The organism is Limnochordia bacterium, assembly GCA_023230925.1.
In the GTDB taxonomy this organism is placed as follows: domain Bacteria; phylum Bacillota; class Limnochordia; order DUMW01; family DUMW01; genus JALNWK01.
The window spans coordinates 1-20384 of sequence record JALNWK010000051.1; the positions used below are offsets into that span (position 1 = coordinate 1).

The 20384-nt window shown below is 47.3% G+C and carries 19 protein-coding genes and 4 tRNA genes; 21 read left to right on the top strand and 2 right to left on the bottom strand.

All coding sequences use genetic code 11. From position 1 onward, the window contains the following. Nucleotides 1-397 precede the first annotated feature (397 nt). From M0Q40_10290 to mazG, 5 genes are all read left to right on the top strand, one after another. Nucleotides 398-1072, top strand: coding sequence for a 50S ribosomal protein L25 (locus tag M0Q40_10290; GenBank protein ID MCK9222990.1), 675 nt, complete (start codon nucleotides 398-400; stop codon nucleotides 1070-1072). A 116-nt stretch (nucleotides 1073-1188) separates the two neighbouring features. Then, complete coding sequence (gene pth / locus M0Q40_10295; GenBank protein ID MCK9222991.1) at nucleotides 1189-1752, top strand: aminoacyl-tRNA hydrolase; 564 nt, start codon at nucleotides 1189-1191, stop codon at nucleotides 1750-1752. 29 nt (nucleotides 1753-1781) lie between these two features. Next, nucleotides 1782-5330, top strand: a complete 3549-nt coding sequence (mfd, locus tag M0Q40_10300) for a transcription-repair coupling factor (GenBank protein MCK9222992.1) — start codon at nucleotides 1782-1784, stop codon at nucleotides 5328-5330. A gap of 102 nt (nucleotides 5331-5432) precedes the next feature. Beyond that, nucleotides 5433-5987: an AbrB/MazE/SpoVT family DNA-binding domain-containing protein gene (locus M0Q40_10305; protein ID MCK9222993.1), complete on the top strand. Its 555-nt coding sequence runs from the start codon at nucleotides 5433-5435 to the stop codon at nucleotides 5985-5987. Nucleotides 5988-6033: 46 nt separating this feature from the next. Continuing rightward, a complete protein-coding gene (gene mazG, locus M0Q40_10310; GenBank protein MCK9222994.1) occupies nucleotides 6034-7443 on the top strand; it encodes a nucleoside triphosphate pyrophosphohydrolase in 1410 nt (469 codons plus the stop codon). Between the two features lie 30 nt (nucleotides 7444-7473). Here the strand turns inward: mazG and M0Q40_10315 are convergent, their stop codons facing one another. Next, nucleotides 7474-7752 (bottom strand): HU family DNA-binding protein, encoded by a 279-nt coding sequence (locus M0Q40_10315; protein MCK9222995.1) that lies wholly within the window; start codon nucleotides 7750-7752, stop codon nucleotides 7474-7476. 153 nt (nucleotides 7753-7905) lie between these two features. On the opposite strand from M0Q40_10315, the gene M0Q40_10320 reads away from it, so the two are divergent. The 7 genes from M0Q40_10320 (at nucleotide 7906) to M0Q40_10350 (ending at nucleotide 12511) form a co-directional block, all read left to right on the top strand. Then, entirely contained in the window at nucleotides 7906-8868 is a 963-nt protein-coding gene (locus M0Q40_10320; protein ID MCK9222996.1) for a SpoIID/LytB domain-containing protein, read from the top strand. A gap of 150 nt (nucleotides 8869-9018) precedes the next feature. Continuing rightward, on the top strand, nucleotides 9019-9312 hold the full coding sequence (gene yabP / locus M0Q40_10325; GenBank protein ID MCK9222997.1) for a sporulation protein YabP: 294 nt from the start codon (nucleotides 9019-9021) through the stop codon (nucleotides 9310-9312). A gap of 25 nt (nucleotides 9313-9337) precedes the next feature. After that, a complete protein-coding gene (gene yabQ, locus M0Q40_10330) occupies nucleotides 9338-9844 on the top strand; it encodes a spore cortex biosynthesis protein YabQ (GenBank protein MCK9222998.1) in 507 nt (168 codons plus the stop codon). A 72-nt stretch (nucleotides 9845-9916) separates the two neighbouring features. Then, complete coding sequence (locus M0Q40_10335; GenBank protein ID MCK9222999.1) at nucleotides 9917-10255, top strand: septum formation initiator family protein; 339 nt, start codon at nucleotides 9917-9919, stop codon at nucleotides 10253-10255. Between the two features lie 239 nt (nucleotides 10256-10494). Next, nucleotides 10495-10872, top strand: a complete 378-nt coding sequence (locus tag M0Q40_10340; protein ID MCK9223000.1) for a S1 RNA-binding domain-containing protein — start codon at nucleotides 10495-10497, stop codon at nucleotides 10870-10872. A gap of 94 nt (nucleotides 10873-10966) precedes the next feature. Then, a complete protein-coding gene (locus M0Q40_10345; GenBank protein ID MCK9223001.1) occupies nucleotides 10967-12346 on the top strand; it encodes a DUF501 domain-containing protein in 1380 nt (459 codons plus the stop codon). Nucleotides 12347-12423: 77 nt separating this feature from the next. Next, nucleotides 12424-12511, top strand: a tRNA-Leu gene (locus M0Q40_10350). 3 nt (nucleotides 12512-12514) lie between these two features. Here the strand turns inward: M0Q40_10350 and M0Q40_10355 are convergent. Beyond that, entirely contained in the window at nucleotides 12515-13804 is a 1290-nt protein-coding gene (locus M0Q40_10355) for a PocR ligand-binding domain-containing protein (protein MCK9223002.1), read from the bottom strand. A 240-nt stretch (nucleotides 13805-14044) separates the two neighbouring features. Between M0Q40_10355 and M0Q40_10360 the strand changes: the two genes are divergently transcribed. The 9 genes from M0Q40_10360 to M0Q40_10400 all read left to right on the top strand — a co-directional run bounded on the left by M0Q40_10360 (nucleotide 14045) and on the right by M0Q40_10400 (nucleotide 20257). Further along, nucleotides 14045-14120: transfer RNA gene (locus M0Q40_10360), tRNA-Met, on the top strand. Nucleotide 14121: 1 nt separating this feature from the next. Next, nucleotides 14122-14198, top strand: a tRNA-Met gene (locus M0Q40_10365). A gap of 7 nt (nucleotides 14199-14205) precedes the next feature. Then, nucleotides 14206-14282, top strand: a tRNA-Lys gene (locus M0Q40_10370). Between the two features lie 247 nt (nucleotides 14283-14529). Next, nucleotides 14530-15246: a FadR family transcriptional regulator gene (locus tag M0Q40_10375; GenBank protein MCK9223003.1), complete on the top strand. Its 717-nt coding sequence runs from the start codon at nucleotides 14530-14532 to the stop codon at nucleotides 15244-15246. A gap of 97 nt (nucleotides 15247-15343) precedes the next feature. Further along, the gene (locus M0Q40_10380) at nucleotides 15344-16210 is read left to right on the top strand and encodes a dihydrodipicolinate synthase family protein (GenBank protein ID MCK9223004.1); all 867 of its coding nucleotides are present in this window, start codon (nucleotides 15344-15346) and stop codon (nucleotides 16208-16210) included. Between the two features lie 24 nt (nucleotides 16211-16234). Continuing rightward, nucleotides 16235-17260 (top strand): glycoside hydrolase, encoded by a 1026-nt coding sequence (locus M0Q40_10385; protein ID MCK9223005.1) that lies wholly within the window; start codon nucleotides 16235-16237, stop codon nucleotides 17258-17260. Between the two features lie 89 nt (nucleotides 17261-17349). Continuing rightward, complete coding sequence (locus M0Q40_10390; protein ID MCK9223006.1) at nucleotides 17350-18609, top strand: hypothetical protein; 1260 nt, start codon at nucleotides 17350-17352, stop codon at nucleotides 18607-18609. 56 nt (nucleotides 18610-18665) lie between these two features. Then, on the top strand, nucleotides 18666-19949 hold the full coding sequence (locus tag M0Q40_10395) for an extracellular solute-binding protein (protein MCK9223007.1): 1284 nt from the start codon (nucleotides 18666-18668) through the stop codon (nucleotides 19947-19949). Between the two features lie 50 nt (nucleotides 19950-19999). Next, nucleotides 20000-20257, top strand: a complete 258-nt coding sequence (locus M0Q40_10400; GenBank protein MCK9223008.1) for a hypothetical protein — start codon at nucleotides 20000-20002, stop codon at nucleotides 20255-20257. The last annotated feature ends 127 nt before the right edge of the window (nucleotides 20258-20384 follow it).

Consider the following 20384-nt stretch of genomic DNA (forward strand, 5'->3'; position numbering starts at 1 on the left):
AACGGCCTTGTAAGATTTGTGAGCCGTTCCTTTTTTGCTACGGTCGTAGAAGGACTCATAGATCTGCAGATAGACACCCCTTTTGAGGTTTGTTTTTTTAAGGAAGAATGCCACAAGTTACCCTCCTTAGTAACACCATTTAACACCATTAATTATACACCCAAAAGGATCCTTTTGCAAGTATTATTTGGAATAAAAAAGGCGCATATTTGCGCCAATTCCCTATGTTTTTTATTTTGGTTGCTCCTGAATAATCATGGTGTTAAAACCTAAAGACGGGGCTTGCGCCCGATGTGGCTATTGACCAGCCTATGCCCCAATGATATAATATGGTGAACGTTTCTAGGATATACTAAGCGGGCGTGTGTCCGTTGCATATTTAGGGAGGTAATTTACTATGGTAGGTGTGGTTCTTACCGCACAGACGCGTGCTAAGACCGGGAAAGGCGCCTCAAGACAATTCCGCCGTATGGGACGTGTTCCTGGGATTATCTATGGTAAGGGTAAAGAGAATATGATGGTTACCCTAGATAACGGTGAATTCAACCGGTTTCTTGCTGATACGGGCGTTGGTCAGTTGGTAAACCTAGAAGTTTCCGTTGACGATCAGGTACAGTCTCGGCCTTCACTGCTTAAAGAGGTTCAAGTGGATCCAGTTCGCGGTGATGTTGTGCATGTGGATTTCCATGAGGTAGCACTAGATGAGGAAATCAAGACTTCCGTCGAGATTGTGTTGGTTGATGAAGGTACAGGTATTACCGGTGATGGCGGCATTATCTCCCATATTCTGCGGGAAGTAGAAATTGAGTGTCTGCCGACACAAATTCCGGATCAAGTCAATGTAAGTGTGGCTGGACTTTCCATTGGCGATATCATTACTGTGGCCGATCTAGACGAATTGTCGGGCGCTAAGTATGTAACTGATTTAGATGAAACGGTAGTTACAGTCGTGGCACCTAGTCAAGAGGAAGTTGAGGACGAGGATGTTGAGGACGAGGAAGACGAGGATGTTGAGGAAGCTGACGCAGCTGAAGGGGTTGAAGCTGCCGAGGATGATGAAACAGAGGAATAATGTCACTAGTGACTTGTTCTACTCATAGACTAAGTAAGGAGGCAGCCCTGCGCATGGATATGTGCAGGGTTAGGTCGCATACGGCTAATTAGCCGTTGCGCTAAAGACTAACCGTTATGAAGTACATTGTTGGGCTAGGAAACCCTGGGGAGAAGTATGCAAAAACCAGGCACAATATGGGCTTTTTAGTTTTAGATCAATTGGCCAATGAAGTTGGTATACGGATACACCGGAGGGGTTATTCCGGTCGGTGGGCCGAAGGAGATCTAAACGGAACCAAGTTTCTGATGTTGAAGCCGACGACCTATATGAATAATAGTGGAGAGTCGGTTTTAAGTCTGTGCAAAAACCGTCGAATAGAGCCGGAGCAGCTGCTTGTTGTCTATGATGACCTAGATTTGACTGCGGGTCGCATTCGGTTACGAGCCCAGGGCCGTGCTGGGTCGCATCGGGGACTGCAGTCGATTATAGAGGCATTGGGAACGTCGGATTTTCCTCGTCTAAGGATCGGCATAGGCCCAGTTCCCGAAGGAATGGTCGGACGGGACTTTGTATTATCTGAACCCTCTCAAGGGGAGTGGGCTGACTTTTTTATACCCGCACTGGATAAGGCTGTTTTGGGCTTGTCGTGTTGGTTGAAAGAAGGCATCGAGACCGCAATGAATAAGTATAACGGATAGACATATTGATTATACGAGGAGGAGCCAGTGTGGCTTTAACTGGACTATCACATGTGGTATCCAGATCTATAGAGTTTGCCCCGGTGATCGAAGCGGTGCAAAAGGGCTCCAAGGAGACCATGGTTATTGGGGCATCGGGTTCATCAAAAGTGATAGGTATTGCCGCAATGTTCCAGGCGCTGCTTCAAAGGGGCAGTGGCGTTTCGTTCTTGGTAGTCACTCCAGACCACTACCATGCTGAACAGATATATTTGACTTTGGAGAATATTGTCACATCGAACCGGGTGGCATTGTTTCCCGCAATATCCACAATGCCCCACGAATCGGTGGTTACGGAACCGGAACTGCGCGCGATGCGGATGGCGGTACTTGGTAAATTACTGTGTCAAGAGACATCAATTATTGTTGCCCCTGTTGAGGCGCTGTCCCGTTATCTATTGCCTCCCCAAGTCTTTCGTTCCTATTGCGAGAATCTAACACAGGGTGAAGCGATTGACCTAGATAAGCTTATCGAGAAACTTATTGCTGGTGGCTACCAGAGGGTGGACTTGGTTGAAGACCCCGGGCAGTTTTCCTTAAGGGGTGGCATCATTGATATCTTTTGCCCCACATTCTCCAATCCGGTCAGGATTGAGCTGTTTGATGATGAGATCGACTCAATCCGAGAGTTTGATCAAATTGATCAGCGTTCATACAAACGCCACCAAACGGTGTATATCACTCCGGCCCGCGAGTTTTTCATGCCGGATCGATTGAAAAAGGATGCGTTGATCGAGATTAACAAGGCAGTTTCTGAGCAGGCCTTACGCTTAAGCAGAGCAAAGGAGTCAACCGCGGATACATTAAGACAGACGGTAGCGCGCCATATTGAGTACATTGAGAACCGAGTTTATGATTCGTCCCTGGAGCAGTACCAACCTTACTTTTACCCGAATCAGGCTACTTTGTTGGATTACTTCTCGAAGAAGATCTGTATTTTGGATGAACCAAGCCGTGTCTACGAGAGTATGGAAACCATTGAGAAAGAATACATGGAGCAGCACGTAGATGGTCTTGCCAAAGGAAGGGCGCTGCCAGCGGAGGCTAGGATGTTCTGTCCTTGGACTGATCTGTTTGAACGATTTCAACACGGGCGTGTCGTATACTTCTCTACATTAGCCCATCGAGTACCTGGGATGTCACCTACTCAGTCAATAAACGTTTCCTCTCGCTTGCCTGATGTGTTTCACGGTAAGATCAAATTATTGACCCAGGAGTTGGAGCGAGCAAAACGAGAGGGGTTCTCCATTTTGCTCGCTCTTTCATCGGAAGGTCGAGCTAAGCGGATGACCGAGTGGCTGATTGAAGAGGGGATTCCCGCCCGCTTCGTGCTGCGACCGGAGGATGAGATTCGGCCGGGGAACGTGATTGTTACAAGTGGTTATCTTGAGGCAGGTTTTGATTTACCCCTGACGCGGCTATTGGTACTTAGTGATGCGGAAATCCAAGGCAAAGCAAAGCAAAAGGTTCGGGGCACGCGGGGTCCTAAGGGCACGCGGATCCGCGACTGGAATGAACTCAACGAAGGGGATTATGTTGTTCATGTCAATCATGGTATTGGCAAATATACTGGTGTAAAGACCATAGGTGTTAGCGGTGTCCATAAAGACTATTTAGTTGTTAAATATGCCGGAGAAGATGTACTATACGTCCCGGTTGATCAAGTTAGCTTGTTACAGAAGTATGTCGGGGGCAGTGATGAAGTTAGTCCAAAGGTTAACAAACTAGGTGGTTCTGAATGGTCCAAGGTGAAACGGAAGGTAAAAGAATCCGTCCGAGAGGTCGCAAAGGATCTACTGGAACTCTATGCGGCCCGGGAAACGGTTAAGGGAAATGCCTTCTCTCCAGATACTGTATGGCAGCGGGAATTTGAGGATGCCTTTGAGTTTGAGGAGACTCCGGATCAACTTAAAGCGGCTAAGGAAGTAAAAGACGATATGGAAAAGCCTAGACCCATGGATCGACTGCTTTGTGGAGACGTGGGCTATGGGAAAACAGAGGTTGCACTACGGGCCGCCTTCAAGGCAGTGATGGATGGATTTCAAGTGGCGATGTTGGTTCCCACGACTATTCTCGCCCAACAGCACTACCGAACAGTTACCGCTAGGCTAGCCAAGTTTCCAGTGACTGTGAAGGTGCTGAGTCGGTTTGAGAGCGCAAGCAAGCAAGGAGGCACCATCAAAGGTCTTAAGGATGGTAGTGTGGACATTGTCATTGGCACGCATCGTCTGCTATCCAAGGATGTCCAATTTAAGAATTTAGGACTTGTTATTATTGATGAGGAACAACGCTTTGGTGTTAAGCAGAAAGAGAAGCTCAAGCAGCTGCGTAAGAGTATAGATGTTCTTACTTTATCTGCTACACCAATACCGAGGACCTTGCACATGGCCTTGGTTGGTGTCCGGGATATGAGTGTGATTGAGACTCCGCCTGAGGATCGCTATCCGATTCGAACCTATATTGTGGAGTACAATGAAGATACCATTAGAGATGCCATTTTACGAGAAAAGGCGCGGGGCGGACAGGTCTATTTTGTCTTTAACCGGGTACAGGGGATTGAACGAATTGCCGAACAGCTAAGCCGGTTGATCCCCGAGGTCTCCATTGCAGTGGCCCACGGGCAGATGGGGGAACGGGAACTAGAACAGGTAATGCTTGATTTCATGAATGGGCTATACGATGTGTTGGTTTGTACGACGATTATCGAAACGGGTATGGATATCCCCAATGTTAATACGCTGATTATCTATGATGCCGACAAATTTGGCCTTTCTCAGCTCTACCAGCTTCGAGGCCGGGTGGGACGATCCAATCGAATCGCGTATGCCTACTGTTGTTACCGAAAGGACCAGGTGTTGACAGAAGATGCGGAGAAACGTCTCCAAGCGATTAAGGAGTTTACGGATCTTGGATCTGGCTTTCGGATCGCCATGCGGGATTTGGAGATTCGGGGGGCGGGGAACATTCTAGGAGCAGAACAGCATGGTTTCATCGCTTCTGTTGGGTTTGAACTATACTGTCGTTTACTTGAGGAGTCAATTACGGAGCTTTCCGGTGAGATAGAAGAGGAACCCCACGAGCCAGTGCTTGACCTTGCGGTGGATGCCTACATTGATGATGAGTACATCAACGACTCCCGCCAGAAAGTTGAGATCTATAAACGTATCGCCAGACTCAAAAGCCAAAGTGATATAGATGAGTTTACCGTAGAGCTTGAGGATCGGTATGGGCCGGTGACACCGTCGGTAGGTAAGTTACTTAAGGTTGCTCTGATCAAGGCGATTGCCCAAAAGATCGGAGTGGACTCCATTGCCCAGGAGGCACGTCATGTAGTGTTTAGGTTTCTTCCGGATGTGCAGATTCCTGCTGATTGTCTGCGGGCTTGCGTTGAGGAGTTCAGAGGAAAGGTTACTGTGGTCCATGGTAATTCACCTTTGATCAGGATCAGGCCGGGGCTTAATCAGGACGAATTGCTAGAGGTGGTTACAAGAATCTGTATGAACATTAGAGATTCTCTACCTCGGGCCAGTGGTGAGTAAGGAATAAGGAGTCTGTACTTCGTGTATACTATCGTTTGGAAGGCTATGGCAAACCCCAGGGCAGCAACAGAAAATCTGTGACTTGGTTGAGGAGGTTAACCAATGAAAGCAACGGGTATCGTAAGAAGGATAGATGATCTTGGGCGGGTGGTGATTCCTAAAGAGATCAGAAGAACCCTACGAATTCGCGAGGGGGATCCCTTGGAGATCTACGTCGATCGGACCGGGGAGGTCATTCTTAAGAAATACTCCCCAGTAGCAGAGTTGGGTAGCTTTGCCCAGGAGTATGTGGATTCGCTGTACGAAAATACTGATAAAATAGCTGTCATTGCGGACCGTGACGTGGTGATTGCAGTAGCGGGCCCCATGTCTGGGCACCTGAAGGACAATCATGTGACCAAGCAGCTGGAAAGGATTATGGAACAACGCGCTGCGATCCTTGCAGGACCTGGCTTTGATGAGGAACTGGACCTTGTAGAGGGTGAGGAGAGTGATTGGCAGGTTAGCACCATGGCTGCCGCCTCGATTATCGCAGGGGGTGATCCGGTCGGAGTGGTGATTATCGCCTCGGCAACTGTAGGGGAGCCGGTGGGTGAGGTTGAGCTAAAACTAGTCAAGACTGCGGCAGGATTTCTGGGAAGACAAATGGAAAGCTGAAGGAGTATTTGTTGGACAAGCCATCTTGCTGGGGAGGAAGAGGGTTATGATCGTTATCGTGGGCCTTGGGCCAGGCACCTTGGGACAGCTATCCGTTGAGGCTTGGGAAGCACTGCAATCAGCGAAAAACCTATGGCTGAGAACAGCGGTACATCCCACCGCCAGATCACTAGAGGAAAAGGGTATTAAGTTTAATACATTTGACGCAGTATATGAATCTCAGGACTGTTTTGACGATGTCTACCAACATATTGTCACCTGTCTTCTGAAAGAGGAGGATGTGACCTATGCGGTTCCCGGTCATCCTCTTATTGGAGAGCAAACGGTGGAACTGCTTCTAGAAGAAGCCAGAGAACGGCAAGTACCTACCAAGGTGATTCCCAGTATGAGTTTTACCGATGTGATCTGGCCTGCGTTGCAGGTTACTGGGGATGAAGTGCGGTTGGTCAATGCCCTAACGGCAAAGCGGCAGAATTTCCGGCCTAATCAGGGCTACTTGATTATGCAAGTATACGATCGTTTGGTTGCATCGGACTTGAAAATCCGTCTTATGGATATCTATCCCGATGAACATGAAATCGTAGTAATCCGAGGGGCGGGGATACCTGAAATTGAAATGATTGAGCGGATCCCCCTTTATAAATTGGATAACCTTGAGTGGCTAGATCACCTGACTTCGGTGTACCTACCGAAGGTTAGTACGGGAACCTACTATGATTTGGCCGATCTTGTAGCAGTGATGAAACGACTTTTGAGCCCGGAGGGTTGCCCGTGGGACCGCAAACAGGATCACCATTCCCTAAAGAAGTATCTTTTAGAGGAGACCGAGGAGATTATTGGGGCCATTGACAGTGGTGATATGGATAACCTCTGTGAGGAATTAGGTGATGTTTTACTACAGATTGTCTTTCACGCGGAACTGGCTGCCGCAGCGGGGTATTTCAACATTGATGATGTGGTCAAAGGGATTACGACGAAAATGATGCGACGTCATCCCCATGTCTTCGGTGCGATATCTGCCGACAATGTCGAAACAGTCCTCAGAAACTGGGAAGAGATTAAGCAAAGGGAAAAACCGCAGAACACCAGTCGTTCGGCGTTACGTAAGGCCCAAAACATACAGGAGTCCGCCCGGACTCTGGGCTTCGACTGGCCTAATGTATACGGTCCAGCGGGTAAGGTGTTTGAGGAAATGGGTGAGCTTATTGTTGCCTTGGGTAATGCCAATAAGGAAGAAGTTCAAGCGGAATTTGGGGACGTACTGTTTGCCTTGGTCAATCTCGGTCGATTCCTGGACATTGATCCAGAGATCGCCTTGGCTCATACTGTAGACAAATTCCAAGAGCGTTTTCTATCGATGGAAGCCCAAGCTGCTCAATCAGGAAAATCCCTCAGCGATATGTCCTTAGCAGAAATGGATATATTCTGGGAAAAAGCCAAAGAAAACGAAAAATAAGGGGGCAACTAGCCCCCCTAGGAAAGGTACTTATTTGCCAGATACGGCATCCTTAAGTAGTTTACCAGCCTTGAATGCTGGAACTTTAGTCGCAGGAATGTCAATTGGTTCACCTGTTGCGGGATTAACACCCTTACGGGCGGCACGATCCCTAACCTCAAAGGTACCAAAACCAACCAAGGTTACCTTCTCACCACTAGCCAACGCTTCACCGATGGAGCTAAGAACAGCTTCAACGGCGTCAGAAGCGGCCTTTTTGGTTAATCCGGTTTTCTCTGTAACACTTGCGACTAATTCACCTTTATTCATCCTTGTCCCTCCTTGAAGTACTAGCGCTTCGGTAACTTATTCGCCATCCACTTCCCAAATCCTGCTAGCCAACGTTGTTTCGGAGTTTTTTGCTGCATATTTTGGTACTTTCATGGGAAAATAACCTTGTATAGTCAAAAAGGGGGGTACCAAATGGAAGGTTATTGGAAAAAAGCTCTACAAATGGCTAGTCTGCTCCTAATTGCCGGTACTGTCTATTTACTGATGAGCTCATCACCCAAGCAGCCAGACGATCGTGCTCAGAAATTCGATCAGGAGCCTGAGGTGTCGGTATACTTTCATCGAACTGGAAAGACGGAGACCATGCCCATTGAAGAGTACATCATGGGGGTTGTGGCCGGTGAGATGAAACCAAATTGGCCTAAGGAGGCCTACGCCGCACAGGCAATTCTAGCCCGTAGTTTTACCATGCATTACATGAGTCAAGGTGGAGCAAAAGATAAGTATGGAACCGATGTAACAACGAACGAGGAGGAAGCTCAAGCATATAATGCGGACAATATTACACCAACTATTGAGGAAGCAGTGAATTCCACCCGGGGACAAGTGATGACCTTTAATGATAGGTATGTCAGGGCTTGGTTCCATTCCTATAGTGGCGGAATCACGGCTACCGCCAAGGAGGGACTAAACTATCCTGAACCTGAACCGGCGTACATTAAGAGTGTCAGGATTCCCACGAATGAATACGCGCCTGAAGATGTGAAGTCATGGACGACGGAGATTGATCTGGTGACTCTACAGGAAAAGTTGGCAGACGCCGGAGTAAGTGGACCTATTGAAGATGTCAAGATTAAGGAAAAGGGGAACACCGGACGGGTAACCGCCGTTGAGGTAACCCATTCCAATGGCAAGAAGACCACGATTCCCGGAAATGACTTCCGCATTGCAGTAGGGGCTATGGAAATGAAGTCCGCTCTTGTTAACGAGTTTCGAGTTCAAGACGGTAAACTTATGATTGCAGGCAAGGGCTTCGGCCATGGGGTGGGGCTGAGCCAGTGGGATGCATACAAACTGGCAAAGGACGGCTATACTCCACAGGAGATCGTAGACTTCTTCTTCAAAGATATAGAAATCAAAAAACTTTGGGACTAACCCTCTTCAGGGCGGACTGTAACTTGCCGCCCTTTCATCAATCCTCCATGGACTAGTACAATTCAGCAGGTGGACATCTTGCATATATTTCCTAGGGACAGCATATTATTTAACGGCACAATTTACCTGGACCTAGGAGGGTTGTCGACAATGGAGGATAAAAAAACGCAGACGCAGGTAAGGAAAAAACATCAGTTCATTCTCAGGAATAGAGAAGTGCTTTTGGTTGAGGGTGTAACCAACGTGGATAGTTTTGATGAAAACGAGATTACGATAGGAACCGACAACGGTAACATGCTTATTAAGGGTGAGGATCTCAATATTAAGGAACTAAACCTGGAAAGTGGTAATCTAATGGTGCAAGGATTAGTCACGACGGTAGAATACGTTCCTGATCATTCTGCAAGTAAGGGGAAATCCTTTCTAGGCAGACTCTTTCGCTGAAGCAGCTTCTTGAGGAGGCAATGCTGTGCAATCATTAGCTGATCAGGCCTATGCAATTACTATCATTATCCTTGGTGGTGCAGCCTTGGGATTGCTTTTCGATTGGTATCGGGTGCTGAGGGGACTCTGCAAACCCGGAAAGGCCATCACCTGGATTACCGATTGCTTATTCTGGCTATTAGTTACGCCGATCGCATTGTTTTTTCTGCTGGTGGCAAACTGGGGTGAGCTTAGGCTATATTCCCTCGTTGGGCTGCTCTTGGGCCTGGTGCTATACTGGTGGCTTCTGAGTAAGATTGTGATTAGAGTATTACTCACTGTTTTTAATGTTCTATGGCGATTTACCCTGTTTGTAAGTAGACTAGTAACTTTCCTTGTTACGCTGGTGCCACGACTGATTTATGCGCTATTTAGTGGTAGACTGATAGTGTTTCGTCGTCCTAGATGGCTACGCGGCTTTTGTGGACGTTTTCGTTTTAGCCTGCCCAAGGCGAGATTCCGCCTACCTAAATTATTTCGAATCCGGGTCTAGAAGGTAAGCAGGGATTACGTAGGGGAACGGAGAAGGAATACCCTACGACAGCCAAGTGAGGGTGGACGGGCTTTGTATAGAAATCAGGGGATTTTACCAACGGATAAGGGGATGGCCAAGATACGCATCAAGCCAAGGTTCTTTCTGGTGGTGTTGGTTTTGCTGCTGTTGGGGATTTTGGCGTCCAGTTTTATCAGGAATTATGCCAAGATCCGTCATCTTCGCGCAGAAATTGAGCGGATTGAGCATGAAATCCATGTGATGGGCCTGCGTAATGGTGTTCTTTTAGATGAGATCGCCTTACTTGAGGATGATGAGACTGTGGAAGAGATTGCCCGGCGTGAACTTGGATTGGTTAAGCCAGGGGAGACAGTCTATCGTATTGCAGATCCCTTAGAAAGCGATGAGTAATCCCACATGTTACTAGACATCTGGCATTAGGCAGGACTAGCCAATGCGTGATGGGGTGTATACTCTGTAATTCGCCATCAAGACAACAGGTGAAGACATTTACTACGGGGACCATGGGAATACCCAGACCGACTCTTTGTGGGTCTATTGACACACCTTGGAGGATCCCATTATAATTAATATGGAGCCTAGTGTATGCCCACTATGGCCAAAATCTATGAGGAGGAATTTATTTTAGCATGGCAATTGAAGTGGGTAGCGTCGTCGAAGGGAAAGTCACGGGCATTACTAATTTCGGTGCTTTTGTGGAACTTGGTAATGGGAAAACGGGATTAATCCATATTTCTGAAGTAGCCGATGCTTACGTGAAGGACATCAAAGACTTTCTACAAGAAGAACAGGTTGTCAAGGTAAAAGTAATCAATGTTGAAAATGGGAAGATCGGGCTTTCACTCAGGCGCGTCGAAGAAACCCCCCGACGTCATTCAAGACAAGACCAAAAGGTATTCGAGGATAGGCTGAGCAAATTCCTAAAGGACAGTGATAAACGCCAAAGTGACCTCAAAAGGGCCACTGATTCCAAGCGCGGCGGACGGGGTGGTGGACGAAACTTCTAACCCACTTGGGTTCTACTTGCGATGATATTACTGCCGAGTTTTGGTTTGTTTCGGACAAGCCTTTCGGCAGTTTTTTGTTTGAATGGAGGGCAAAATGCAAAAGCGTGACTTTGAGACCATCAAATGGCAGCTGGGTAGGCATCCGAGGGGACTCCACAGTATCGTGCGACGTTGCGAGTTTGACTGCCCCCAAGTGGTAATCACCAAGCCAATGCTAGGCCCAGGCCAAGTCTTTCCTACTACTTATTGGCTTACCTGTCCCCATCTTGTTAAGGAAGTAAGCCGCCTAGAGAGTACAGGAATGATAGCCCAATTGACAGAGCTAGCGGCTAGTAATACGGATTTTGCCAAGGCCTTAGAGAAGGCACATGAGGACTATAGTACCCTACGGCAGTCATTGCTTAGTCCAAAGGAATGGGAGACTCTCTTAGAAAGGCATCCCGACCAATACGTTGTTCTCAAAGACTCCGGGATAGCTGGGATTAGAGGTCCCGGGGTCAAATGCTTGCACGCCCACTTAGCTCATTTCCTAGCCGGAGGGGAGAACCCCGTGGGTAGAAGGGTATGGGAACTAATTAAGTGCAAATCTTGCTCCCCAACACGTTCTGCCAGCATAGGAATCGGAACCAATTCAACTCGGCTCCTAATTGCCGAAAACCTCTGTAATGTGCGGCCCATTCATGAGGATATTCGATACCCTCGGATAGGAGAAGGCTTACAGGAAGGCAGACTCACAAATGATGCGATGTCAAGAACAATCAAAGTTATCCAGGAGTTTCTTAAGGTAACTGAGGAATCTAGAGTCCAAAAGGTAGTCATCTTCGCCACTAGCGGGGTTCGTTCAGCAGATAATCAAGAGGAATTCTGTAGGTGTGTTCAGCAAGCAACCAAGCGAAGGATCAGGATCCTCAGTGGCAAGGAGGAAGCAAAATGGAGCTATACAGGTGCTACCTACGGAGCTTTTCCCAAACCAAATCTTGTGGATATTGGAGGAGGCAGCACTGAGTTTGTTTTAGATGAACACTTTACCAGCATAGACATCGGTGCAGTGCGCCTCCATGAGGCTTACCTCTCCGGTGATCTGCCTACATCCGACGAGATAGACCAAGCAGTACGGCAGGTGATGGCCATGCTAATAGAGCTTCCCCAATCCAAGAATCCGCTGGTGGTAGTGGGTGGTACAGCCACCACCTTAGTAAGTATGGAACTGGGTCTAAGGGAATTTGATTCTAAGATGATTCATGGCAGTTTCCTTACCGAAGGGGCACTGAATAAGTGGATCAATCGATTGGCCCGGCTGACAGTATCAGAAAGAACGGCCCTTCCTGGTCTACCCCGTGAAAGGGCGGATATCATCTTCAGTGGTGCCATTATTCTACGGGCAGTAATGCAGCATTTTGAAGTGGAGGAGGTCCAGATTAGTACCAATGATATTATGCTAGGTGCTCTACTTTGGTTACAAGGTAGAAGGTAAGTCCCGATCATGTTTTCTCGGGTTATTGACGATTTCGTATTGCTATAGTACAATATGTCTCGTCGGTAGTTTCGCATGCCGGGGTGGTGGAATTGGCAGACGCGAAGGACTTAAAATCCTTTGGCCATTTAGGCCGTGCGGGTTCGATTCCCGCCCCCGGCACCACCATTAACTCCTGTATTGGGTAGGAGTCCTTCCTTCTAGTTTCTTAAATACCTTCGTGAAATAACTTGGGTCATTGTATCCAACTTCGTAGGCGATTTCCTGAACGGTCATATTTGTGTTCAAAAGTAACGATTTTGCCTTTTCCATTCGTACCCTAGTGAGGTAGTTCAAGAAGGTGATTCCCAATTCATCGCTAAATAGATGGCTTAGATAGTATGGGCTAAGTTCCACAGCTTGAGCTACGACTTCCAAAGACAGGTCCTCGGCATGGTTTTCGTTAATGTACTCAATTGCGTTTTGCAGGGATTTTGCTGTCGTTACATTCCTTGTCTCATAGATTACGTCCAGGAACTGATCAAGAACCCGAACGATCCACGTACATAGTTCCTCAATGGGTTCAATCTCTTGTATTTGCTGTAGATGATGGCAGTTTAACGTGAGTAGGGTCTGCAAGCTAGCACCGGCCTCAACGGCGGCCCTTGATAGCATTATCAGCAGCTCTAAAATCCTTGCTTTGACAACTTCGGGGTTACCAGCATTTACGAAGAGGATGTTTCCTAAGATCTCATTAAGTATTTCCCTTGCTCGCACTCGATCTCCGAACCGTACCGCACCAAGCAACTCTTTTTCCTTTTCGAAGGGATAAATATTCTGCTGTGCTCTACCTTGCAGCTTTTGTAGGGTTTCTTCCATTTGCTTTTGTTCATGGATGACCTCTGATAGGCGAGCTTGATGGTGATGTATTTCGCGCCGTTGTTTTAGAGTGATGGCACTGCTTTGCATAATTTGGTTGGCCACGGCAAAAAGAAGATCCGCTGCGGCTTGTACATTGGGGCCAGAGACGACCCGAAGGTTCTTAGCGGCTTCCATTAACTCGGAGCGTTCTATAGGCAGATCTTTGGTACGGCTGATCAACTCCTCATATGCGATATCATCTAGATTCCACATGACTACTTGCCCACAGGTAATGGAGGCTACGTGGATATCGTCGATGGTGATTGGAGCAACCCATTCAATTAGTCCAGCATGACAACGAAAAATGTATGGTTCACCGAGCATATTCGCCTGGTAGCCGCCTTTTCGGAAGGCGGTAAGGCAACGCTGGTTTCCCTCTTCTGTGGCGCGTACTAACTGGCAGAAATGACAATCGTTAGTACTAGGTTTTTGGACGATAGGGACGCCTTCGTGATCAATGATCTCTGCACCCAAACCAGTAGCAAGGCTAAAGGACCTGAGCAATCTTTCGAGAAACTTGCCATCAATGATCTCGTTAAGGTATGTCTTGGAAACCAACTACATCACCCCATTTACGTTACTCATTTCGCTACGGTTCCTTGTTTTTCCTTGTAAAGTATTCTTGGGTGCTATTGACAGTACTTCACTGGGGTATCGTAATTGGATTACTTCGGCATCCAAGAGCGCGTCTAACCGCGTAACAGTAAGCAATAGCTAGTGTGATGCGGGATACTGAGAATAAACGTGCGTGTAAGCCTTGACTTTTAGAATCATCGTGGGTATAATGAACCTTGCTGACGCGGGATGGAGCAATTGGTAGCTCGTCGGGCTCATAACCCGGAGGCTGCAGGTTCAAGTCCTGCTCCCGCAACCATGGCGGCGTAGCTCAGCTGGCTAGAGCGCACGGTTCATACCCGTGTTGTCACTGGTTCAAGTCCAGTCGCCGCTACCATATTCCTGCCCCGCTAGCTCAGTTGGCCAGAGCACCTGACTCTTAATCAGGGCGTCCTGGGTTCGAGTCCCAGGCGGGGCACCACTTCAAACCCTTGGTAATAAGGGTTTCTTTTTTACCCCAGCTTTCAAGGACGATATCAGAAGGTCACCTAGACGAGATGAGGTAGAGTTCAGACCGTTTGATTGTGAAACCTTCGACGGACGGTATCATAACACAATAGAACACTGGTGGATGAAGTTGGTGTAATCCGAGCAAGAAGGATTTTCTGCATTAGTAAAGAACATAGATACATAAGACGTATGATGGATTCTCCAAAAGGGTGCATAAAATGGCAGCTAATTCGTTAGGACGACATTCACGGGTTTTTGTGGAAGTCCGGAAAGCAATTGAAGACTATATTATTGAACATTCTCTTAAACCGGGTGATCAGTTGCCGACTGAACCCGAGTTCTGCGAACTGTTCGGTGTTAGTAGAACAGCGGTAAGAGAGGCGATGAAGTTACTTGAAGTCTTTGGTGTTGTCAGTATTGAACCGGGGCGGGGTACCTTTCTCAAAAAGCCCAATGCCGCAGATATGTTAAGTGGGCTTCCACTTAGCCTCATGCTTCGTCAAGAAGATTTCCGAGAGGTGACTGAAGTACGTCGAATTCTAGAACGCTACTGCATGGAAAAGGCAGCTAATTGTGTTACTGTCTTTCGTGAAGAGCTAACAGTGATTAGAATGGTGGATAACCTTGGTGAGTGCGTTCGAGAAATGGAGCGAAAGGCCCACGATGGGGAAACACTGATCGAAGAGGACATTGCGTTTCATCGAATTCTAGCCGAATTTGCAGATAACAGTGTGTTACTGATGATTCTAGAGCTCTTCTGGAATTTGCGAAGCAGATTTCCACAGGATAATTCCAAAGAGGCATTACAGATACGATATCACAGGCATCAACGCTTGTACGATGCCATAAACAGTGGCAATATGTCCGCTTTGGACGAGGCTTTTGAAGAGCACTATACAGGCAGCATCGAAGAAACAAGTTTGATGGATATATAAAACAAATCGACGTTGACAGAAGGAAAAGAGGGCGGTGTGTCGAATAACATAATACGTATGATGTTTAATATTTTGTTAATTGGAGGATTGGTTTGTCATGGGAATAAAAGGAGTCATCCCTCCATTAGTAACACCATTGGATCTGGATGGAAAGCTTGACGTTGCTTCACTCCAAAGTCTGATTCAACGCCTGATTCAAGATGGCGTTGATGGACTATTCTTGGCCGGTTCGACGGGAGAAGGAGCTAATCTAACTGACGGAGTGTACTTTCCTCTAGTTGAAAAGAGTCTGGCTTGCTGTAATAACCTACCAGTATACGTTGGAATTAGCGAAAACGGTACAGGTAAGGTTAAGGAGAAGATCGATCAGCTAAGTGCATTCTCTATTAATGGGGTTGTCATTACGGCACCAGCCTACTTCAACTACTCATCGCTAGGCCTTAGCGGATTCTTCACCGAGATTGCGGATTACAGTCCGTTTCCGGTGATTGTCTACAATATACCGTCGAATAACCATGTATATCTAACACCCGAGTTACTAAAGGATGTGTCTCAGCATGATAATATCCATGCGGTAAAGGATTCAGCGGGTAGATACATAGACTTTCAACGGTTATTGTTTCTGAAGCAAGAGGGAGCATTCAAAGCGAATTTGCTACAGGGTTGTGAAGAACTGATGATGGTAAGTGCCCTCTCAGGCGCAGATGGCATTATCCCCGGTATTGCAAACATTGCCGCGAAGGAATGTGTAGGTATCTGGCAGGCGGCACAAAAGGGCGATGTGAAAGGCGGCTACAGCATTCAGAAACGCGTACTGGATCTCATGCGTATATACGAGCGAGGCCCCTGGATTTCAGCTTTGAAAAGTTATCTTTCGAATGAAGGAGTCTGCAAAAACTATGTTACTGCGCCCTTTGGATTTGATGATAACTCAGGGCCGCAGTGCAGTAATACTACCACTTAGACTTGTTTTCGAAGGATTGATATTATGCATTGGAAGAAGGACCTGTTTGTCGGAGGACAAGACGGGTATCATACCTACCGGATTCCAGCGATAGTTGCAACGGAAAATGGCACTCTATTGGCGTTCTGCGAGGGACGTAGAAACGAGTCTGGTGATGCCGGGGCAATCGACATATTGCTAAGGAGAAGCGCTGATGGAGGACAGAACTGGAGCCGATTTCAGGTTGTTGTTGATGGCTGTGGCGATACTGCTGGTAATCCTGCTCCGGTTGTAGACAAAACCACGGGGACTGTATGGCTGTTATCCTGTAAAAATGACGCTGAGGGCGGGGAACCACTTATTCTTCAAGGAAAGGCTCCCCGTACAATCTGGGTGACACGTAGTTTAGATGATGGTATTAGTTGGGATAAGCCTAAGGAAATCACAGACTCGGTTAAGGACCCTGAGTGGACGTGGTATGCTACCGGACCCTGTCACGGGATCCGGTTGAGTTGTGGCCGGCTAATAGTCCCCTGCGATCATGTTTTGGGCGCAAACCCTGAGCAGAATCCTAATCGGTATTACTCTCATATTATCTACAGCGACGACCATGGACAGACATGGAACACAGGAGGTACTGTTGGACCGGGTACTAACGAGTCTACAGTTGCCGAGACTGCTGATGGTAGGTTGTATCTAAATTGCCGTTCAGTGGATAATTACAAGCGGGCTGTTGCTTTTAGCAGTGATCGCGGCGAGAGTTTTCAAGGATTAGCATGGAGTGAACTGATTGAACCGAGGTGTCAGGCAAGCGTAGTGTCCTTTGGGATCAACAATGAATATGTCTTTTTTGCGAACCCTGCTGGCACTGAACGAAAAGATCTCACTATCAGATTGAGTTCTGATGGGTGTCGTACATGGGAAAAAAGCCAAGTGATTTATCAAGGACCAGCCGCCTATTCGGATCTGTGTGTTTGGCCAAACAGCGAGGGAATTGGATGCTTATTTGAGAATGGTCAGCACCAACCGTATGAGCAAATCTCCCTGGTGTTCATCAAAGCAGGATTATAGTCGAATTCTCTTGACTTGAGACCCGGGGTAGTATCCCAAAAGTCTGAGGTGGTCTAGCAATGTTTTCCGGGCGGAGGACAGTCTATGTGATGCGTATAATCCTTGTAATAGTAGGTGTGAGCATGGCGGGATATGAGAAAAGTATTTCAAGCACGACTGGTGAAGGAGGATTTACCGCAATTCTTAATATTGATTTCCATGACCTGATTCACTGTCCATTTGCGGGCCAATTTGTCGGAACAAGGTGGAGATTTTATTCGCCCTGGGATTTGGAGAAATTGATTTATCATGCGGCGGATCACGGATTTACTCGAGTTAACTTCAGGATAGCGGTATGTGGTAAAACGAGTATCCCCTCAACGGTCAAGGAGCAAGCGGACATTACACCGATCTGGGTTTCTACACTTAAACTTTATGACCCCTTCGGAGTAGCAGTTGCCGCGGCAAGGAAAGCCGGCATTGAGATCTATGCCTGGCTTACTCCACTAGATGATGCGGGTCCAGTGTACCAAGGGGATACCAGACGGCAAAGCCGATTCTCTATGGACAATCCATTTTACCAGTTATTGTCCAAATACGGCCATGACCCCCTATGGGGAGTATATTGTTTTGGGTACGAAGAGGTAGTGGATTACCATCTTGCCCATCTTAACGAAATTCTCGCCTATGGTGCTGATGGAGTCTTCTTTTCTACTCGAACCCACTCCAATATTGATGAACGGCAGATTGAATATGGGTTCAATGAACCAGTTATCGAAAGATACAAAGAGTTGTATGGGGGAGATCCAAGAGACCCGGATTACTATAGCTTGGAAAGGTTTTCTCAGGTGCAGGGGGATTTCTTCACCGAATTTCTGGCTGCGGCTGCCGAGCGAGTTCATAACCAAGGCCAGAAGTTACAGGTAGCTGTTTCCTGGCAAAGGAACGGACGAATTGCCAATCGACTAGGGGGTCTGCACAAGGATTTCTACCAATGGAAACGATGGGTTGAAGAAGGAATTATCGATGAACTCGTAATAGGAGGTGATATGGCTACCGGAAATGACCCCGAACACATCTTGCCCTATATTGAAGTTGAGGCTGACTCAGCTAATCCCGAGTATTTCCGTTCCAGGTTGACATGGCACATACCGATTTATCGTTGGCTAACCTTATGGTCTTGGGGTTGGCCCGATGATGTCTCTGAGGTGACTTCCGAACCCACCCGTTCCTTCACTGACGATGTTGTCTCGGAGATGATCCTCAAGGCACAGACCTCGGGTTTGGACGGTATAATTCTGCACGAGGTAGTAAATATAGACACGCATGGGCAATGGGACACCTATAAGAAGTTACTGAAGGGTCAATGATGGTACAAACAATGAAATTAAGATGCTAGAGTTGAAACGCAAAAGGATGTGAATTTATGCGAAAAATGGTTTGTATCAGTATACTATTGTGTATCACGCTGTTGGCAGCGGCCCCAGCTTTTGGCAACGAGAGGACAACAATAGTAATGGCGGGCTGGGCCCACCCTGATGATATGAAGGATGTTATTGCTGAATTTGAAGCGAAGCACCCGTGGATTCAAGTGGAGTATCGGTATGTGGAAGGTGGGACTTTAGGATATACTAGCGCAGTCGCACTATGGGCTGTGGGAGGTGCCTTACCCGACGTTTTGCCGGTACCGTTTTGGTCTTTCTATGATTTGCTGGAAGTCGGCGCTTTGGCTGGACTAAATGAGCTAATCGAACGAGATCAGGACGAAGTTAATATTTCGGATTATCTGCCTGGTGCACTAGAAGCCCATCAAAGGGACGGTGTCATCTATGGATTGCCAGGCGGACTTGAGTTGATGACTATTCTGTGCAACAACGATCTTTTCATGGAAAAGGGGCTGGCCTTACCGAGTCAAGAGTTCCTGCAAGGCAATTGGTCTATAGAAACCATGATTGATGCAGCAAGGAAGCTCACCACTGAGAACCCTAACGGGCGTTTGGACACAGTCGGAGTATACATGGAAACTAATCAGTTAGAATTCATTGCACCATATGTTTGGGCCTATGGGGGACGAATTTTCTCTGATGATGGGTTCTATTGTCTTTTGGATAGTCCAGAGGCGTTGGAAGGTATTGAAGTGCTGGTCTCGCTTCTTCAGGAAGAGAAGGCTTTCGTTACAACGGCACAACGTGGACATTTCAAAGCAGATTGGTGGGATGCCTTGGCTGGCGGTGATGCTGGAATGCTAAGCTGGTGGATATCAGCTGCTGAACTAATTCGAGCCCAGGGCATCAATTGGCAGCTTGGTCTAGTTCCATTTCCGAAGGGGGTTACCAATCGGACCAATCTGATCGCTTTCCACAGCACAGGGGTTTCATCAACCGGTGCTCATAAAGATGAGGCATGGGAACTTGTGAAGTTCTTAGCCGGGGAAGCAACGCCTCGATCGGATTCGACCGGAATGTTTGCGAGAATATCGTATATGGGACCTTGGATGGAAAACATGAGAAATTATCTAGGTGTTCAAGGCGTAGAACTAATTGGGCTCGCGCAAGAGGCCATGCGATCATTCGCACGACCGGTTAGCGCAAAAGCGACCAGTATCGTAGCGGAACTATTGCAGAGAGGATTCCTTGGTCAGCTCAGTGCCCCTGTGGCCGTCCGTGAGGCTGTGCGATTAGCAGAGGGAGTACTACAGGAGTATCGGTAATATCAAAAACAAGATAATCAACCAACACAATATGAGGAGGGCAAGAAATAATGAAGTTTAAGTTTGAATCATTACTCGTGGTAACATTTCTTTTGAGTATGGTATGTTGCGTTCCGGCGCTGGCCGAAATCACTGGTGTCTTTCCGGAGAACGGAGCAAGTCAGGTTTTCAACTATACACCCATCGAAATAGAGTTTGCTGCAAAGCCTAGCGATGTAGACTTGAAGATGACTCCAGCGGTAGATGGTGAGGTCACCTGGCAGGGCAATAAGTTGCGCTTTGTGGAGACCGTCAAGTTAACTGTGTAAACTCCAAATCCTCCTAAGAGTAATTTGTGACCCGTTCTCCAAAGTAGACAGTCAACTGTGAGTATATTGTACCCCAATTGCGCATTACCTTAGTCCATCGCCTTTCTGTATCCTGGATAGCCAAATA